10 protein-coding genes are annotated in these 15,161 nt (G+C 68.2%); all 10 read right to left on the bottom strand.

Features of this window, described 5'->3' with window-relative positions:
* Window positions 1-485: 485 nt before the first annotated feature.
* The 10 genes from mmsB to AB0K10_RS13010 all read right to left on the bottom strand — a co-directional run bounded on the left by mmsB (window position 486) and on the right by AB0K10_RS13010 (window position 15,070).
* Entirely contained in the window at window positions 486-1,736 is a 1,251-nt protein-coding gene (gene mmsB, locus AB0K10_RS13055; RefSeq protein ID WP_363682895.1) for a multiple monosaccharide ABC transporter permease, read from the bottom strand.
* Entirely contained in the window at window positions 1,733-3,271 is a 1,539-nt protein-coding gene (mmsA, locus tag AB0K10_RS13050; protein WP_363682893.1) for a multiple monosaccharide ABC transporter ATP-binding protein, read from the bottom strand. The genes mmsB and mmsA overlap by 4 nt, the downstream gene beginning before the upstream one ends.
* An 83-nt stretch (window positions 3,272-3,354) precedes the next feature.
* Window positions 3,355-4,497: a multiple monosaccharide ABC transporter substrate-binding protein gene (chvE, locus tag AB0K10_RS13045; RefSeq protein WP_363682891.1), complete on the bottom strand. Its 1,143-nt coding sequence runs from the start codon at window positions 4,495-4,497 to the stop codon at window positions 3,355-3,357.
* Between the two features lie 401 nt (window positions 4,498-4,898).
* Window positions 4,899-5,888, bottom strand: a complete 990-nt coding sequence (locus AB0K10_RS13040; protein WP_363682889.1) for a LacI family DNA-binding transcriptional regulator — start codon at window positions 5,886-5,888, stop codon at window positions 4,899-4,901.
* Window positions 5,889-6,301: 413 nt separating this feature from the next.
* The gene (locus tag AB0K10_RS13035) at window positions 6,302-8,422 is read right to left on the bottom strand and encodes a family 43 glycosylhydrolase (protein WP_363682887.1); all 2,121 of its coding nucleotides are present in this window, start codon (window positions 8,420-8,422) and stop codon (window positions 6,302-6,304) included.
* A gap of 338 nt (window positions 8,423-8,760) precedes the next feature.
* The gene (gene araA / locus AB0K10_RS13030; protein WP_363682885.1) at window positions 8,761-10,263 is read right to left on the bottom strand and encodes an L-arabinose isomerase; all 1,503 of its coding nucleotides are present in this window, start codon (window positions 10,261-10,263) and stop codon (window positions 8,761-8,763) included.
* 26 nt (window positions 10,264-10,289) lie between these two features.
* Window positions 10,290-11,282 carry a galactofuranose ABC transporter, permease protein YjfF gene (gene yjfF, locus AB0K10_RS13025; protein WP_363682883.1) on the bottom strand — a complete coding sequence of 331 codons (993 nt, stop codon included), beginning with the start codon at window positions 11,280-11,282 and terminating at the stop codon, window positions 10,290-10,292.
* Window positions 11,279-12,349, bottom strand: a complete 1,071-nt coding sequence (locus AB0K10_RS13020; protein WP_363682881.1) for an ABC transporter permease — start codon at window positions 12,347-12,349, stop codon at window positions 11,279-11,281. The genes yjfF and AB0K10_RS13020 overlap by 4 nt, the downstream gene beginning before the upstream one ends.
* On the bottom strand, window positions 12,346-13,887 hold the full coding sequence (locus AB0K10_RS13015; RefSeq protein ID WP_363682879.1) for a sugar ABC transporter ATP-binding protein: 1,542 nt from the start codon (window positions 13,885-13,887) through the stop codon (window positions 12,346-12,348). Before AB0K10_RS13015 ends, AB0K10_RS13020 begins: the two co-directional genes overlap by 4 nt.
* A 190-nt stretch (window positions 13,888-14,077) precedes the next feature.
* A complete protein-coding gene (locus AB0K10_RS13010) occupies window positions 14,078-15,070 on the bottom strand; it encodes an ABC transporter substrate-binding protein (RefSeq protein WP_363682877.1) in 993 nt (330 codons plus the stop codon).
* Window positions 15,071-15,161 lie beyond the last annotated feature (91 nt).

The raw sequence follows: 15,161 nt of genomic DNA, 5'->3' as shown, positions 1-15,161 counted from the left end.
ATCTGTTCCCGCTCCAGCGGGCTCAACCTCGACGCCATAACCACCCCAACGAAGAAAACGGAAGGGTGTTGCAACCACCGGTTGAGCCCGCCCTCCTAACGGAAACTGTCCAAGATCTGCGGCATCGACAGCCCGGCGACGCCGTCTCTCTCTGGGGCGGCGGGCCGGCCACGGACCGCATGGCTCCGCGCGGTCGGCGAGCTACGTCCATGCGGAAGGGCGGCGTGACCCGCGCGACCGTCGTCACCCGGCAGGACCACCATCAGCACGAGCGCCGCAGCCGCGAGCCTGTTACGTGCCGTGCAGGATGCCGCCCCGTACTTGGGGCAGCTCTACAGCGTTCGAGGTAGGTGGGGCCGACTCCGGCAAGGCGGTTCCGGCAGCCGGGTGGCCTGACGCCCCGCACCACCGAACGCCCCGCACCACCGAACGACGTGTGCCCCTGCCCGAGACGGGAAGGGGCACACGTTCGCGTTGTTGTCGAATCAGCGGGCCGTGCCAGCGCGGCGCTTGTTGTAGACGTCGAACGCGACGGCGACGAGCAGGACGAGGCCCTTGACCACCGACTGCGTGGACTGGTCGATCCCCATCAGCTGCATGCCGTTGCTCATCACCGCCATGATCAGACCGCCGACCATCGCGCCGACCACGGTGCCCACGCCACCGGTGACCGCCGCTCCACCGATGAACGCCGCGGCGATCGCGTCCAGCTCGAACATGTTGCCGGCCGCGGGCTGCGCTCCGTTGGACCGCGACGAGTAGATGACGCCCGCCACCGCCGCGAGGAAGCCCATGTTGACGAACATCCAGAAGTTGACCGTGCGGACCTTCACACCCGACAGCGCCGCCGCCGAGAGGTTGCCGCCGATCGCGTAGACCTGGCGACCGAAGACCGTACGCCGGGTGAGCAGGCCGTAGACCAGCACCAGGACGGCCAGGATGATCAGCACGATCGGCAGCCCGCGGGCGTGCGCCAACTGCCAGGCGAAGTACATCAGGACCGCGCCCACCAGGACGACCCGGGCGACGAACAGCGGGAACGACTCGACCGGCTGCTGGTAGCGGATGCGCGCCAGGCGGGTGCGGAAGCCGCTCACCGCGTACCCGGCCACGGCGAGGGCACCGATGAGCAGCGTGAACGCGTCGAAGCCCTGGCCGCCGAGCAGCCCGTTGAGGAAGCCCGCCGCGACCTTCTGGTATTCGGCCGGGAAGGGCGACAGGGAGATGTTGTCGAGCACCTGCAGGGTGAGGCCCCGGAAGAGCAGCATGCCGGCCAGGGTCACGATGAAGGCCGGGATGCCGGCGTACGCCACCCAGAAGCCGTGCCAGGCGCCCACCGCGATACCCACGGCCAGTGCCGCCACGATGCCGATCCACCAGGGGTGACCCTGCTGGATCACCAGGACGGCGGAGACCGCGCCGGTCAGCGCGACCACCGACCCCACCGACAGGTCGATGTGCCCGCCGATGATGAGGATGACCATCCCGATCGCGAGCACCAGGATGTACGAGTACTGCAGGACGATGTTGGTGATGTTGCCGGGACTCAGCAGCACCCCGTCGGTCAGGACCGCGAAGAGCGCGACGATGACGACCAGGGCGACGTAGATCCCGCTCTGCCGAAGGTTGTTCAACACCAGCGCCCGCAGGTCGCTCGTCCCACTGTGCAGGGCGACGGCGGGTGTGCTGTCCGGGGGCGTCGGGCGCTCCGTCGAAGGGGTTTTGATGCTGGTCATCCGACGAGCTCCTTGTCCTTGGTCATCAGCTCCATGAGGCTTTCCTGGGTCGCCTCGCCCACCGGCTTCTCGCCGGTGATCCGGCCCGCGGCGAGGGTGTAGATGCGGTCGCACATGCCGAGCAGCTCCGGCAGCTCGGACGAGATCACGATCACCGCCTTACCGGCGGCCACCAGTCGGTTGATGATCGTGTAGATCTCGTACTTGGCGCCGACGTCGATCCCCCGGGTGGGCTCGTCCAGGATCAGCACATCCGGGTCGGTGAACAGCCACTTCGACAGCACGACCTTCTGCTGGTTGCCCCCGGAGAGCTTGCCGACCACCGCCATGACGCTGGGGGTCCGAATGTTCATCTCCTTGCGGCTCGCCTCGGCAACCTTGATCTCCTCGTTGCCGTTCACCCAGCCCAGGCGGGCCAGACGGTCCAGGGCCGCGGCCGAGACGTTGCGCCGGACGTCGTCGATAAGGTTGAGGCCGTACCGCTTGCGGTCCTCGGTGACGTACGCGATGCCGTTGTCGATGGCCTCCGCGACGGTACGGGCGCTGACCTCCCGCCCGTGCACGAAGAGCTTGCCGCTGATGTCGCGGCCGTACGAGCGGCCGAACACGCTCATCGCCAGCTCCGTCCGGCCGGCGCCCATCAGCCCCGCGATGCCGACGACCTCACCGGCGCGCACCGACACGCTGACGCCCTCGACGACCATCCGCTCCTGGGTCGGGTGCCGCACCGACCAGTCCTCGATCCGCAGCACCTCCTCCCCCGGCGACGAGACGCGATCGGGGTAGAAGCTCTCGATGTCGCGCCCGACCATGCCCCGGATGATGCGCTGCTGATTCACGTCGTCGGCGCGCATGTCCAGGGTCTCGACCGTGCGGCCGTCGCGGATCACTGTGGTCGAGTCGGCGATCGCGGTGATCTCGTTGAGCTTGTGCGAGATCATGATGCAGGTGATGCCCTGCTCCTTGAGCTGTCGCAGCAGGCCGAGCAGGTGCGCCGAGTCGACGTCGTTGAGAGCGGCCGTCGGCTCGTCCAGGATGAGCAGGCGCACCTTCTTCGAGAGCGCCTTGGCGATCTCCACCAGCTGTTGCTTGCCGACGCCGAGCTGGATGACCGGGGTGACCGGGTTCTCGTGCAGCCCGACCGACGCCAGCAGCTCGGCGGCCTCGGCGTTGGCCTTGTTCCAGTCGATGAGCCCGCCACGGCCACGCCGCTCGTTGCCGAGGAACAGATTCTCGGCGATCGACAGGTAGGGCACCAGGGCGAGTTCCTGGTGAATGATGACGATGCCGTTGGCCTCGCTGTCCCGGATGCCCCGGAACTGCATCGGCTTGCCGTCGAAGAGGATCTCCCCGTCGTACGAGCCGGAGGGGTGGACGCCGGACAGCACCTTCATCAGGGTGGACTTGCCGGCGCCGTTCTCACCGCAGATGGCGTGGATCTCCCCCCGGCGCACCGCGAGGCTGACGTCCTCCAGCGCAGTCACCCCGGGGAAGGTCTTCGTGATGCCACGCATCTCGAGGATGGTGTCGTCCATTGTCACTGTCCTCTGTCGGGTCTGGACGCGGTCCGATCACGACGTCGGGCTCGGCGGAGATCCGCCGAGCCCGACGGAGTGACCTACTTCTTGGCCTGACCGGCGGCGACCTCTTCCGCCGTCCAGTAGCCGGAGTCGATCAGCGTAGCCTTGATGTCGTCCTTGTAGACGGTCGCGATCGGCAGCAGGTACGCCGGAACGACCTTCACGCCGTTGTTGTACGTCTCCGTGTCGTTCGCCTGCGGCTGCTTCTTCTGCAGGAACGCCTCGGCGGCGTTCACGGCCTGGTCGGCCAGCAGGCGGGTGTCCTTGAAGACTGTCGAGTTCTGCACGCCGTCGTTGATCAGCTTGATCGAGGCGATCTCCGCGTCCTGACCGGTCACGACGGGCAGCTTCTTGGCGCCGCTACCGTAGCCGGCGTTCTGCAGGGCGGTGATGATGCCCCGGGAGATGCCGTCGTACGGCGACAGCACGCCGTCGACCTTCGAGCCGTCGTTGTAGCTGGAGGTCAGCAGGTTCTCCATCCGCTTCTGCGCGGTCTCCTGCTGCCACCGCAGGGTGGCCACCTGCTCGGGGGTGGTCTGCTTGGACTTCACCTTCAGCGTGCCGGCGTCGACGAACGGCTTCAGCGTGTCCATCGCGCCGCCGAAGAAGTACTGCGTGTTGTTGTCGTCGAGCGAGCCGGCGAAGAGCTCGATGTTGAACGGCCCCTTGGCGGTGCCCTTCGAGCCGTCCTTGTTGAGCAGACCGAGACCGACGAGCAGCGCGGTGCCCTGGGCGACGCCGACCTTGTAGTTGTCGAAGCTGACGTAGAAGTCCACGTCCTTGCTGCCGCGGATCAGCCGGTCATACGAGATGACCGGGATCTTCGCGGACGCGGCGGCCTGCAACTGGCTGCTGAGCGCGGTGCCGTCGATCGCCGCGATGACCAGGACGTCGGCGCCCTGGGTGATCATCTGGTCGACCTGCTGCGACTGCGTGGGGATGTCGTCGCCCGCGTACTGCAGGTCGACCTTGTAACCCTTCGCCTCGAGCTTGGACTTCACCGCGTTGCCGTCGGCGATCCACCGCTCCGAGGTCTGCGTCGGCATCGAAACACCGATCGTCAGGTCTCCCGGCTTCTTGTCGCTGGTGTCGTCGCCGCTGCCGGCACCTCCACCACTGCACGCCGCCAGGCTCAGCGCCAGCGCCGCACTACCGAGAGCAACCAGGAATTTCCTGCTCACGGGCTTCTCCTCTCCCGATTCCCCCCGCTGACCGCCGGGGCCACCTGTCATCTTTCGGGTAGTGTTAGCGCTCACATAGTGCACGTCAACACTTGATCCGAAATACCGGTGTCACGGTCTCGTAACGGAGGCTTCGCCACCGACGCGACCTCGCACAACCCGCTCGGTGATCGATCGATGGTCGCCGCTCCGTGCTCGCAACGGCACGCCTGCACGGCGAGGTCCGGCGGGACAACGACCGACGCACACCGACGGCGAGCGGTCAGCGGCACGGCAACGGCGAGCGGCACGGCAGCGGCGGGCGGCAACGGCGAGCGGCCAGCGGCACGGCAGCGGCCAGCGGCCAGCGGCCAGCGGCCAGCGGCCAGCGGAGGGTCAACGGCACGGCGACGGGCCAGCGGTCAGTGGCGCGGCGGGGCGACGCTGTCGCGGGCGACGAGGCTCGGGGCGATGGTCTGCCGCAGGGCACCCCCACCGATGCCCGACTCGATCTGGGTCAGCAGCATCTGCAGGCTCGCCCGCGCCACCGCGTCGAAGTCGGGTCGGACGGTGGTGAGCGGCGGAATGAAGTACGCCGCCTCCGGCACGTCGTCGAAACCCACGACGCTGATGTCGGCCGGCACCCGCCGCCCGAACTCGTGCAACGCCCGCAGCACACCCAGAGCGAGGTGGTCGTTGGCCGTGAAGATCGCGGTCACCTCCGGCATCCGGGCGAGCATCTGCCCGCACCGATAGCCCGACGCCGCCGACCAGTCCCCGTGCATCAACGGTGGCGGGTCGATCCCCGAGGCCAGCAGCGCCGCCCGCCAGCCCTCGATCCGACCGGCGCTGTCGAACCAGTCGGACGGCCCCGACACGTGCCACACGGTGCGGTGCCCCGCGTCGAGGAGATGCTGGGTCGCCGCCCGCGCGCCGGCCACCTGGTCGACAGTCACCAACGGCACCGGGCGCTGCGGATCGCCGTCGACAGTAACCAGTGGGACGTCCTTGGGGAGCAGTTCCAGGGCCTCGCCTGCCGACTCGACAGGCGCGATGACGACGATGCCGGCCACCCGGTGGGCCAGGTGGCGCTCGACCGCGGCCGAGATGGACCGGTGGTCGAGGTTGCGGACGCTGCCCACGCTTACCGCGAAGCCCTCCTCCGCGGCCGTCTGCTCCAGGGCGGCCAGCAGCGACGCCGGGCCGTAGAGGGTCGTGTTCTGTGCCACCACGCCGATGACCTGGGACCGGCCGGTCACCAGTGCGCGCGCGGCGCCGTTCGGACGGTAGCCGAGTTCGGCGATCGCCGCCCGCACCCGCAATCGGGTCTGCTCACGCACGTTGGGGTGCCCGTTGAGCACCCGCGACACCGTCTGGTGGGAGACACCGGCCAGACGAGCGACATCTGTCATCGCGGGACCGTGCACGGCCATTTCACTCCCCCCGCCTGCAACCCGACCCGCGGCCCGTCGACGTTGACTGGAGCGGCCCGGCCCGATCCCCCTCGCTCAGCCACCACGCCGGTGCTGAATCGCAGGTGACCAGCGCTGGATCGCCGACAGTCTACGCCAGGCACCGCCTGGAACACGGCACGGCTGAGCGCGAACGACACGGCATGTGCCAGGTCGGTTGGCCGGCATCCCGCATGGCGCGTACCGCCGCCCTCGACCGGAGCCTGCCACAACGGGCCGCCGCCCCGCTCCGCACTCCTGGACAGAGCGTGGAACAGGGCGGCGGCGGGCCGGAGGTGGCGACGCGGACACCTTCCGTGGGGCGCGGGGTGGTCCGTTCGCGTCACCGGCAGATTACCGTCGTGTGACCGGGGTCACGGTGTCGTCAGGTCGAATTGGCGCACGGTGACCGCGCCACCGAGTGCCTGAGTGGCGTGGTTGAAGATGGCGAACCGGTAGCCCATGAAGAACTGCCAGTTGTTCGCCAGGGTCAGGGCGTTGCCGAACGAGGTGAAGTTGACCCCGTCGGTGCTGTACGAGAAGCGGGCCTGCCGGCCGGACCCCGGTCTGATGTCGGCGTTGGCCCGCAACCAGATCCGGCCACCGGAGACGGCGGTGCTCGCCACCTCGCTGCCGGTGCTTGTGGTGTTCCAGCTGCCGTCCATCGTGAGCCCGTTCTGCATGACCAGGCGGGTGGATCCGTTGTCGCGTCGGATCCCGATCCAGGCGGACGAGTTGCGCAGCACCGCCAGGCCGGTGCGATCACCATCGCGCATCGTGGAGTAGTCCAACTCGATGGTGGCGGTCGAGGTGGGGCCCTGGATCCGGTGGGTGAGCGTGTTGCGCGCCTTGTACAGGTCGCCGGTGACGGTGGCGGTCTGCAGGTTCAGCCCGTTGTTGACCGACCATTTGCTGTTGTCCGGGTTGTGGTTCCACTCCCACTGCGGGCCGAGGGTGGTGCCGGCGAACGTGTCGGTGCCGGTGAGCGGCTTGACCGCGCGCGGCGGCGTGGGCAGGTTCGGCTTCGGGTACGAGGTGCCCCACGTGCCGTTGACCGTCTGCAGCACGGGCCAGCCGTCGCCGGTCCAGGTGATCGGGGCCATGGCGGGCATCCGACCACCGGGGTACGCGTCGACGAAGGACATGTAGTACCAGTCGCCGTTCTGGGTCTGCACCAGTCCGCCCTGGTGCGGCACGCCGCCACCGGAGATCGGGCCGGGCAGGTTGAGCAGCACCTGACGCTGCTCGTACGGCCCGAACGGGCCGTTTGTGGACTTGAGCACGTACTGACCGTTGGCCGGCCGGGTGAGCCAGATGTAGTAGGCGCCGTTGCGCTTGTAGAAGCGTGCGCCCTCCAGCGTTCCGATGCTCGACGGCGTCGAGTAGACCTGCTGGTTGCGGACCTGGGTCTTCCCGTCGGCGGACAGCTGCGCGACGCTGATGTTGGTGTTGCCGTACGCGACGTACATGGTGTCGTTGTCGTCGATCAGCATGCCGGCGTCGTAGTAGCAGTTGGGGATCGTGGTGTGCTTGCTCCACGTTCCGTCGACCGCCGACGCGGTGTAGATGTGGGTCTGCGCGAAGTCGATGCACCCGGCCCAGTAGAACGTCTTGTTGCTCGGCCGGTAGTTCAGGGTCGAGGCCCAGATCCCGTCGACGTACGCGTTACCGCCGCTCATGTCGTACTTCGAGCCGAAGTCCAACCGCGGTACGGAGTGCCCGGCGTACTCCCAGTTCACCAGGTCGTACGAGCGCAGCACGGGGGCGCCCGGCGAGTAGTGCATGGTGGACGCCGACATGTAGTAGACGTTGTCCACCCGGATGATGTCGACGTCGGCGAAGTCCTGCCAGACCACCGGGTTCGTGTACGTGCCGTTGGACGGGGGTGGCGTGGTGGGCGGCGGCGTCGTGGGGTTGCCCCCGCCGTCGACGCGGACGAGCTGCCACTGCTGGTTGGTGCCGTTCCAGTCGTCGTACTGCACGATGTTGCCACCATCAGCGGTCGAGGCGCCCTGCACCTCCATCGCCTTGTTGCTGTTGCGGTTGATCAACCGCACGTACCCGCTGTCCGAATCGGTCAACCGGAACTGCTGGTTGGTGCCGTTGTTGTCGGACCACTGCACGATCGCCCCGCCATTGGCGGTCGAACGGCCGGACACGTCCAGCACCTTGCCCGACAACCTCGACTTGATCCGGTAGTAACCGCTCCCGGAGTCCACGAACTGCCACTGCTGCTGGTTGCCGTTGTTACGCGTCCACTGCGTGATCCGCGCACCGTCGTTCGTGGCCGAGTTGTACACGTCCACGGCCTTGCCACTGTTGCGGTTCACCAGCACGTACCAGGCGCTCGTGTCGACGGTCGCCGCCGACGCGGGTGACGAGGCCACCGCTGCGGCCGCGCCACCGACCACCAGCGCCATCGCGGCGACGGCGAGTCTCGACACCCACCCGCGCCGTCGTGGCGCACCCCGGGGAACCCGACCGATGGAAAGCATGATTCTCCTCTGCTGACGCGAACCGTGCGGTCTGGGTCGGCGTCCGCGGCACCGGGCGGGGCACCGAGCTGACCATGCCCGGCCATGTGATCGCTAACACCAGCGGCCCGACCCTCGCGGTGACGAGGTGCCGAAACCACGGGGTAGGACGCGCGCGCGGCCGGACCAGCCAACGACATCGACCATCTTGGCTATAGACTGTGAGCGATAACATGCTGTTCGTCAAGTCGTAACACAACCGCCTCGTGGCCCCGCTGGCGCACACGCGAACGGGTGGCCCACCCCCGCCCGCAGGCAGGGATGGACCACCCGTTACTCGTACGATCCGACCGGGCGGGTCAGAAACCGCGGGCCAGCCGGTAGTACGCCTGGTTCCAGCGGATCTCGTCGGCGAAGCGGCGCGGCTCGGTGTCGGCGTCGATGACGACGAGTTCGGTCCGGCTCATCTCGGCCAGGTCGTGCAGCTCCTCGGTGCCCACCGCCTGCGACAGCACGGTGTGGTGCGGGGCGCCGGCGGTGATCCACGCCTCGGCCGAGCCCGGCAGGTCCGGTCGCGGCCGCCAGACGGCGCGGGCCACCGGCAGACGGCGCAGCGGCTGCGGCGGCGTCACCACGTCGATCTCGTTGGCCACGAGCCGGAACCGCTCCCCCATGTCGGCCAGTCCCAGCACCACCGCCGGGCCGGGGGCGGCGTCGAACACGAGCCGCACCGGGTCCTCCCGGCCGCCGATGCTCAGCGGGTGGATCTCCACGTTGGGCACGTCGGACGCGATGGTCGGGCAGACCTCGAGCATGTGAGCGCCAAGGACCAGCTCCTGACCCGGAGTGAGGTCGTAGGTGTAGTCCTCCATGAACGACGTGCCGCCCTCGACCCCCACCGACATCGCCTTGAGGGTGTGGACCAGGACCGACGTCTTCCAGTCGCCCTCGCCACCGAAGCCGTAGCCGTCGGCCATCAGCCGCTGCACGGCGATGCCGGGCAGCTGACGCAGGCCACCGAGGTCCTCGAAGTTCGTGGTGAACGCCCGGAAGCCGCCGGCCTCCAGGAAGGAACGCATGCCGAGCTCGAGGCGGGCCGCGTAGCGCAGCGAGTCGTGCCGTTCACCCCCGGGAAGCAGGTCACCGCCGACACGGTAGGTGTCGCCGTACTCCTTGACCAGCTCGTCCACGTCGGCGTCGGCGACCTCGCCGACCACCTGGACCAGGTCGTTGACGCCGTAGGTGTTGACCGACACCCCGAAGCGCAGCTCCGCCTCGACCTTGTCACCCTCGGTCACCGCGACGTCGCGCATGTTGTCGCCGAAGCGGGCCAGCCGCAGCGACCGCATCGCCGACCAACCGAGCGCCGCGCGTGCCCAGGCTCCGACCCGGCCGGTCACCCGCGGGTCACTCACGTGCCCGGCGACGGTCTTGCGGGCCACCCCGAGGCGGGTCTGGATGTACCCGAACTCCCGGTCGCCGTGGGCGGCCTGGTTCAGGTTCATGAAGTCCATGTCGATCTCGTCCCACGGCAGCAGGACGTTCGCCTGGGTGTGCAGGTGCAGCAGCGGCGTCTGCAGGGCGTCCAGGCCGGCGATCCACATCTTCGCCGGCGAGAACGTGTGCATCCAGGCGATGACCCCGATGGCGCCCTGGGCGGCGGCGTCCCGGCAGACCTGCAGGATCTCACCGCTGTTGGTCAGGACGGGCTTCCAGACCACGCGGGCGGGAATCTGCGGCGAGTCGTCGAGCGCGGCCGCGATCTGGCGGGACTGCTCGGCGACCTGCCGGAGCGTCTCCTCGCCGTACATGCCTTGGCTGCCGGTGAGGAACCAGATCTCGGGTTGGGTTTGTGGTGCCATGGGGTTGCCTTCCGCGAGAGGAACGGTCACTTGTAACGGATTCCGATGAGGCGCTGGAGGAGGATGAACGCGAAGAGCAAGCCGCCGATCACGATCTTGGTCCACCAGGAGTTGAGACTCCCGTCGAAGGTGATGAGGGTCTGGATCACACCCAGCACCAGCACGCCGAGCACCGTGCCGAAGACGTAACCCGAACCACCGGTGAGTACGGTGCCTCCGATCACGACGGCAGCGATGACGTCCAACTCCATGCCGACGGCGATCAGCGGCGCGCCCGAGAGGGTGTAGAAGGACAGCAGGATGCCACCGATCGCGGAGCACAGGCCGCTGATCGTGTAGACGGCGATCCGGGTCCGCCCCAGCGGCAGGCCCATCAGCAGTGCCGACTGCGGGTTGCCGCCGACCGCGTACACGTTGCGCCCCAACCGGGTGTAGGCCAGCACGTACGCCGCGACGAGCACCACGGCGAAGGCGATCAACACGCTGATCGAGACGAAGTTGCCCTGGGCATTCCCGATCCGCTCCTGCGACATCCGGGTCCAGAACCCGTCGGTGATCGGGATGGACGAGCCGGAGATGAACGTGCACATGCCCCGGGCGAAGAACATCCCGGCGAGCGTGACGATGAACGGCTGGATGTCGAAGAAGTGGATGGCGCACCCCATCAACAGGCCGAGCGTCGGGCCGATGAGCAGGGCGATGACGAGCACGAGCCCCGCGGGCAGGCCCCTCTGCAACAGGTCCGCCGACATCATCGCCGTCATGGCGACGACGGACCCCACCGACAGGTCGATGCCACCGGTGAGGATCACGAAGGTCATTCCCACCGCGACGACGAGCAGGAAGCTGTTGTCGATGAAGACGTTGAAGATGACCTGCACGTTCGAGAACGCCGTGTACTGGGACACGCCGATGCCGTACATCACCAGCAGCAGGGCGAGGGTGGCCAGCACCGGCACCTGCCGCCGGGGCAGCCGGAATCGGGTGCGGCGGGGGACGGTGAGCGATCCGGTGGTCATGCCGGCACCTGCTCCTTCGGCTTGTCGGCGACGGGGCGCGGCGGCGAGGCGCTTCTTCTGCGCCTGCTGAACTTGGCGCGGAAGGCCGGCGCCTGGATGAGGCAGACGGCGATGACGACCACCGCTTTGAACAGCAGTGAGGTCTGCGGCGAGATGTTCATGGCGTACACAGTGGTGGTCAGCGTCTGGATGATCAGCGCGCCGAGGATGGTGCCGCTCAGGAAGAACCGGCCGCCGGCGAGGGACGTTCCACCGATGACGACCGCGAGGATGGCGTCCAACTCCACCCAGAGGCCGACGGCGTTGCCGTCGGCGCTGGAGACGTTTGCCGTCATCATGAAGCCGGCGACCGCGGCGCAGACGGCGCTGACGACGTACGCGAGGAAGATGACCCGGCCGGAGCGGATGCCGGCGAGTCGGCTGGCCTCGGCGTTGCCGCCCACCGACTCGATGATCATGCCGAGCGCGGTACGGCGGGTGAACGCGGCGACGAGCAGTGCCGCGGCGAGGGCGATGAAGATCGCCAGCGGCAGGGTCAACAGGTGACCCAACCCGATCGACCGGAACGGCCCGGAGTTGATGGTGATGATCTGACCCTGGGTGATGAGCTGGGCGAGACCCCGGCCGGCCACCATCAGGATCAGGGTGGCGATGATCGGTTGGATCCCGATCACGGCCACCAGCACCCCGTTCCAGACGCCGAGCACGAGCGCGACGCCCAACGCCATCGCGAGGGCGGTCAGCACCACTGTGAGACTGTTCTGGTCAGGTTGCTTGCTGATGTACATGCAGGCCATCGCGCCGCTGATCGCGCAGACCGAGCCGACCGACAGGTCGATGCCGCCGGTCGAGATGACCAGGGTCATGCCCAGCGCGACGAGGATCAGCGGCGCGCTCAACCGCAGGATGTCGATCGGCGAGCCGTACAGGTGCCCGTCCTTGAGCTCGATGGACAGGAACCCGGGCCGGTAGATCGTGTTGGCCGCGAGCATGACGACCAGCACGGCGACGGGCCAGAACAGCCGGTGACCGAGCATCGTCCGATAGCGGCCCTTGGTGTCGTTCATCGGTCCACCTCCTCCCGGTGAGATCCACTCGCGATCGTCTGCATGATGCGCTCGGCGTCGAGGCTCTCGTCGTTGGCGAGCTGCGCGACCATCTGCCGGTCACGCATGACGGCCACCTTGTGGCTGAGGCGCAGCACCTCCTCCAGCTCGGCGGAGATGAACAGCACGGCCATCCCGCCGTCGGACAACTGCGTCACGAGCCGTTGGATCTCGGTCTTCGCGCCGATGTCGATGCCCCGGGTCGGCTCGTCCAGGATCAGCAGCCGCGGCTCGGTGATCAGCCACCGCGCCAGGAGCACCTTCTGCTGGTTGCCGCCGGAGAGGTTGCGGACCGGCACCTCCGGATCCGCCGGACGGATGTTGAGGGCCTTGACGTACTTGTCGACCAGCTCGTCCTGCCGGCGGCGCGGGATGGGCCGCAGCCAGCCGCGGGCGGCCTGCATCGCGAGGATGATGTTCTCGCGGACCGACAGCTCGGGAACGATGCCCTCGGCGCGGCGGTTCTCCGAGCAGAAGCCGACGCCCTGGTCGATGGCCTGCGCGGGGGTACGCAGGCTGCTCGACGTGCCGTCGATCGCGACCTGCCCGCCGTCGGCCCGGTCGGCGCCGAAGAAGAGTCGCGCCACCTCGGTACGCCCGGAGCCCAGCAGACCGGCCAGGCCCACCACCTCGCCGGAGTGGATGGTGAGGCTGAACGGCGCTACCGCGCCCGCCCGGCCGAGGTTCGACACGGCCACCAGGGGGGTGCCCTCCTCCAGCGCGGCCAGGTCGCGCCGGGAGTGCTCCTCGATCCCCTCGAGGACGTCGAGTTCCTTGCCGATCATCTTCTCGACGAGGCCGAGCTGGGGCAGCTCGGAGGTGAGATATTCGCCGACGAGCCCACCGTTGCGCAGCACCGTGATGCGGTCGGCGATCTCGTAGACCTGGTCGAGGAAGTGGGTCACGAACAGGATCGCGATGCCTTCGTCGCGCAGTTGCCGCATGATGCGGAACAGTTGTGCGACCTCACCCGCGTCGAGGCTGGACGTCGGCTCGTCCAGGATCAGCACCCGGGCCTGGATGTCGATCGCACGGGCGATCGCGACCATCTGCTGGATCGCGAGGGAGTACGAGCCCAGCGGCGCGCTGACGTCGAGGTCGAGGTCGAGGCGGGCCAGGAGCGCGCGGGCGCGACGGCGGACCTCACCCCAGCGGACGGCGCCGAGGAGCCGAGGCTCGCGGCCGATGAAGATGTTCTCCGCCACCGAGAGGTTGGTACAGAGATTCACCTCCTGGTAGACGGTGCTCACCCCGGCGGCCGTCGCCTGCATCGGCCCGGTGAAGGAGACCTGCTCACCGTCCAGGGTGATCGTGCCCTCATCGGTGTCGTAGACGCCGGTCAGCACCTTGATGAGGGTCGACTTGCCGGCGCCGTTCTCGCCCATCAGGGCGTGCACCTCGCCGGGGAAGAGCCGGAAGTTGACGTCGTGGAGTGCGCGCACCCCGGGAAAGGACTTGCTGATCCCGGTCATCGTCAGGACCGGACGGCTATCCGTCATCCCATCAGACCTCTTCTGTGGGTTGTCGACGCGGAAGGGCCACTGCGCTCCCACCGCGCCCGCCCGGCCGCCCCTGCGGGAGGCTCGGGCGGGCGGGGCGCGGGACATCGCGGGTCATGCCCGGTCCGTTCGGGTTAATGGGGCGACGCGGCGGGGCCGCCACGCGAGCGCGGCGACCCCCCTGCGTCGATCAGTACTTGCGGGTGGGCAGAGCCTCCTTGGCCTGCTCGGTCGTGAAGGTGGTCTCCTCGGTCTCGATCCGAGGCGGCACCGTCTCGCCGGCCTTGACCTTCTTGGCCAGGTCCATCAGCTGTGGGCCGAGCAGCGGGCTGCACTCCGCGATGAAGTTGAACTTCCCGTCGGCGAGGGCCTGCATGCCGTCCTTGACGGCGTCCACAGTGATGATGGTGATGTCCTTGCCGGGCACCTTGCCGGCCGCGGTGATGGCTTCGAGGGCGCCCAGACCCATGTCGTCGTTGTGCGCGAACAGCACGTCGATCTTCGGGTTGGCCTTGAGGAACTGCTCCATGACCTGCTTGCCGCCCGCCCGGGTGAAGTCACCCGGCTGAGAAGCGATGATCTTCAGGTTCGGGTTGGCGGCGATCGCCTCGCCGAAGCCCTTCTTGCGGTCGTTGGCCGGAGCGGCGCCGGTGTTGCCCTGCAGCTCGACGATGTTCACCGGGCCGGTAGCGCCCTTCTTCTGCTCGACCAGCCACTCACCGGCGAGCCGGCCCTCCTTGACGAAGTCCGAGCCGAGGAACGTCTTGTACAGGCTCTTGTCGGCCGAGTCGACCGAACGGTCGGTCAGGATGACCGGGATGCCGGCGTCCTTGGCCTCCTTGAGCACGGTGTCCCACCCGGACTCCACGACCGGCGAGAAGGCGATGACGTCGACCTTCTGCTGGATGTAGTTGCGGATGGCCTTGATCTGGTTTTCCTGCTTCTGCTGCGCGTCGTCGAACTTCAGCTCGATGCCCGCAGCGGCGGCCGACTCCTTGATCGAGGTGGTGTTCGCGGTACGCCACCCGCTCTCCGCACCGACCTGGGAGAAGCCCATCGTGATCTTGCCGTCGTCCTTGGACCCGCCGCCGCCGGTGTCGCTGTTGCCGCAGGCCGCCACGCCGCCGACGAGCAGCACGCTGGCGAGGACCGCGATAGCGCGCTGGGTTCGCAACTTTCTCATCAGTTCTCCTTGGCTGGGTGTGGTGGATGACCGCGCGAGCCGCCGACGTGCGAAGGGTGGCGTACGCGGGTGGTGCGTGCTGGTGCGTCGG

Origin of the sequence: Micromonospora sp. NPDC049274 (assembly GCF_040678875.1) — a bacterium.
GTDB lineage: Bacteria > Actinomycetota > Actinomycetes > Mycobacteriales > Micromonosporaceae > Micromonospora.
This window is presented reverse-complemented; position numbering and strand designations above follow the sequence as displayed.

What these genes read in the sequence shown, in the direction of transcription:
- mmsB (WP_363682895.1), bottom strand. Translation starts at nt 1,736, where the DNA reads ATGACCAGCATCAAAACCCCTTCGACGGAGCGCCCGACGCCCCCGGAC.
- mmsA (WP_363682893.1), bottom strand. Translation starts at nt 3,271, where the DNA reads ATGGACGACACCATCCTCGAGATGCGTGGCATCACGAAGACCTTCCCC.
- AB0K10_RS13040 (WP_363682889.1), bottom strand. Translation starts at nt 5,888, where the DNA reads ATGACAGATGTCGCTCGTCTGGCCGGTGTCTCCCACCAGACGGTGTCG.
- AB0K10_RS13035 (WP_363682887.1), bottom strand. Translation starts at nt 8,422, where the DNA reads ATGCTTTCCATCGGTCGGGTTCCCCGGGGTGCGCCACGACGGCGCGGG.
- araA (WP_363682885.1), bottom strand. Translation starts at nt 10,263, where the DNA reads ATGGCACCACAAACCCAACCCGAGATCTGGTTCCTCACCGGCAGCCAA.
- yjfF (WP_363682883.1), bottom strand. Translation starts at nt 11,282, where the DNA reads ATGACCACCGGATCGCTCACCGTCCCCCGCCGCACCCGATTCCGGCTG.
- AB0K10_RS13020 (WP_363682881.1), bottom strand. Translation starts at nt 12,349, where the DNA reads ATGAACGACACCAAGGGCCGCTATCGGACGATGCTCGGTCACCGGCTG.
- AB0K10_RS13015 (WP_363682879.1), bottom strand. Translation starts at nt 13,887, where the DNA reads ATGACGGATAGCCGTCCGGTCCTGACGATGACCGGGATCAGCAAGTCC.
- AB0K10_RS13010 (WP_363682877.1), bottom strand. Translation starts at nt 15,070, where the DNA reads ATGAGAAAGTTGCGAACCCAGCGCGCTATCGCGGTCCTCGCCAGCGTG.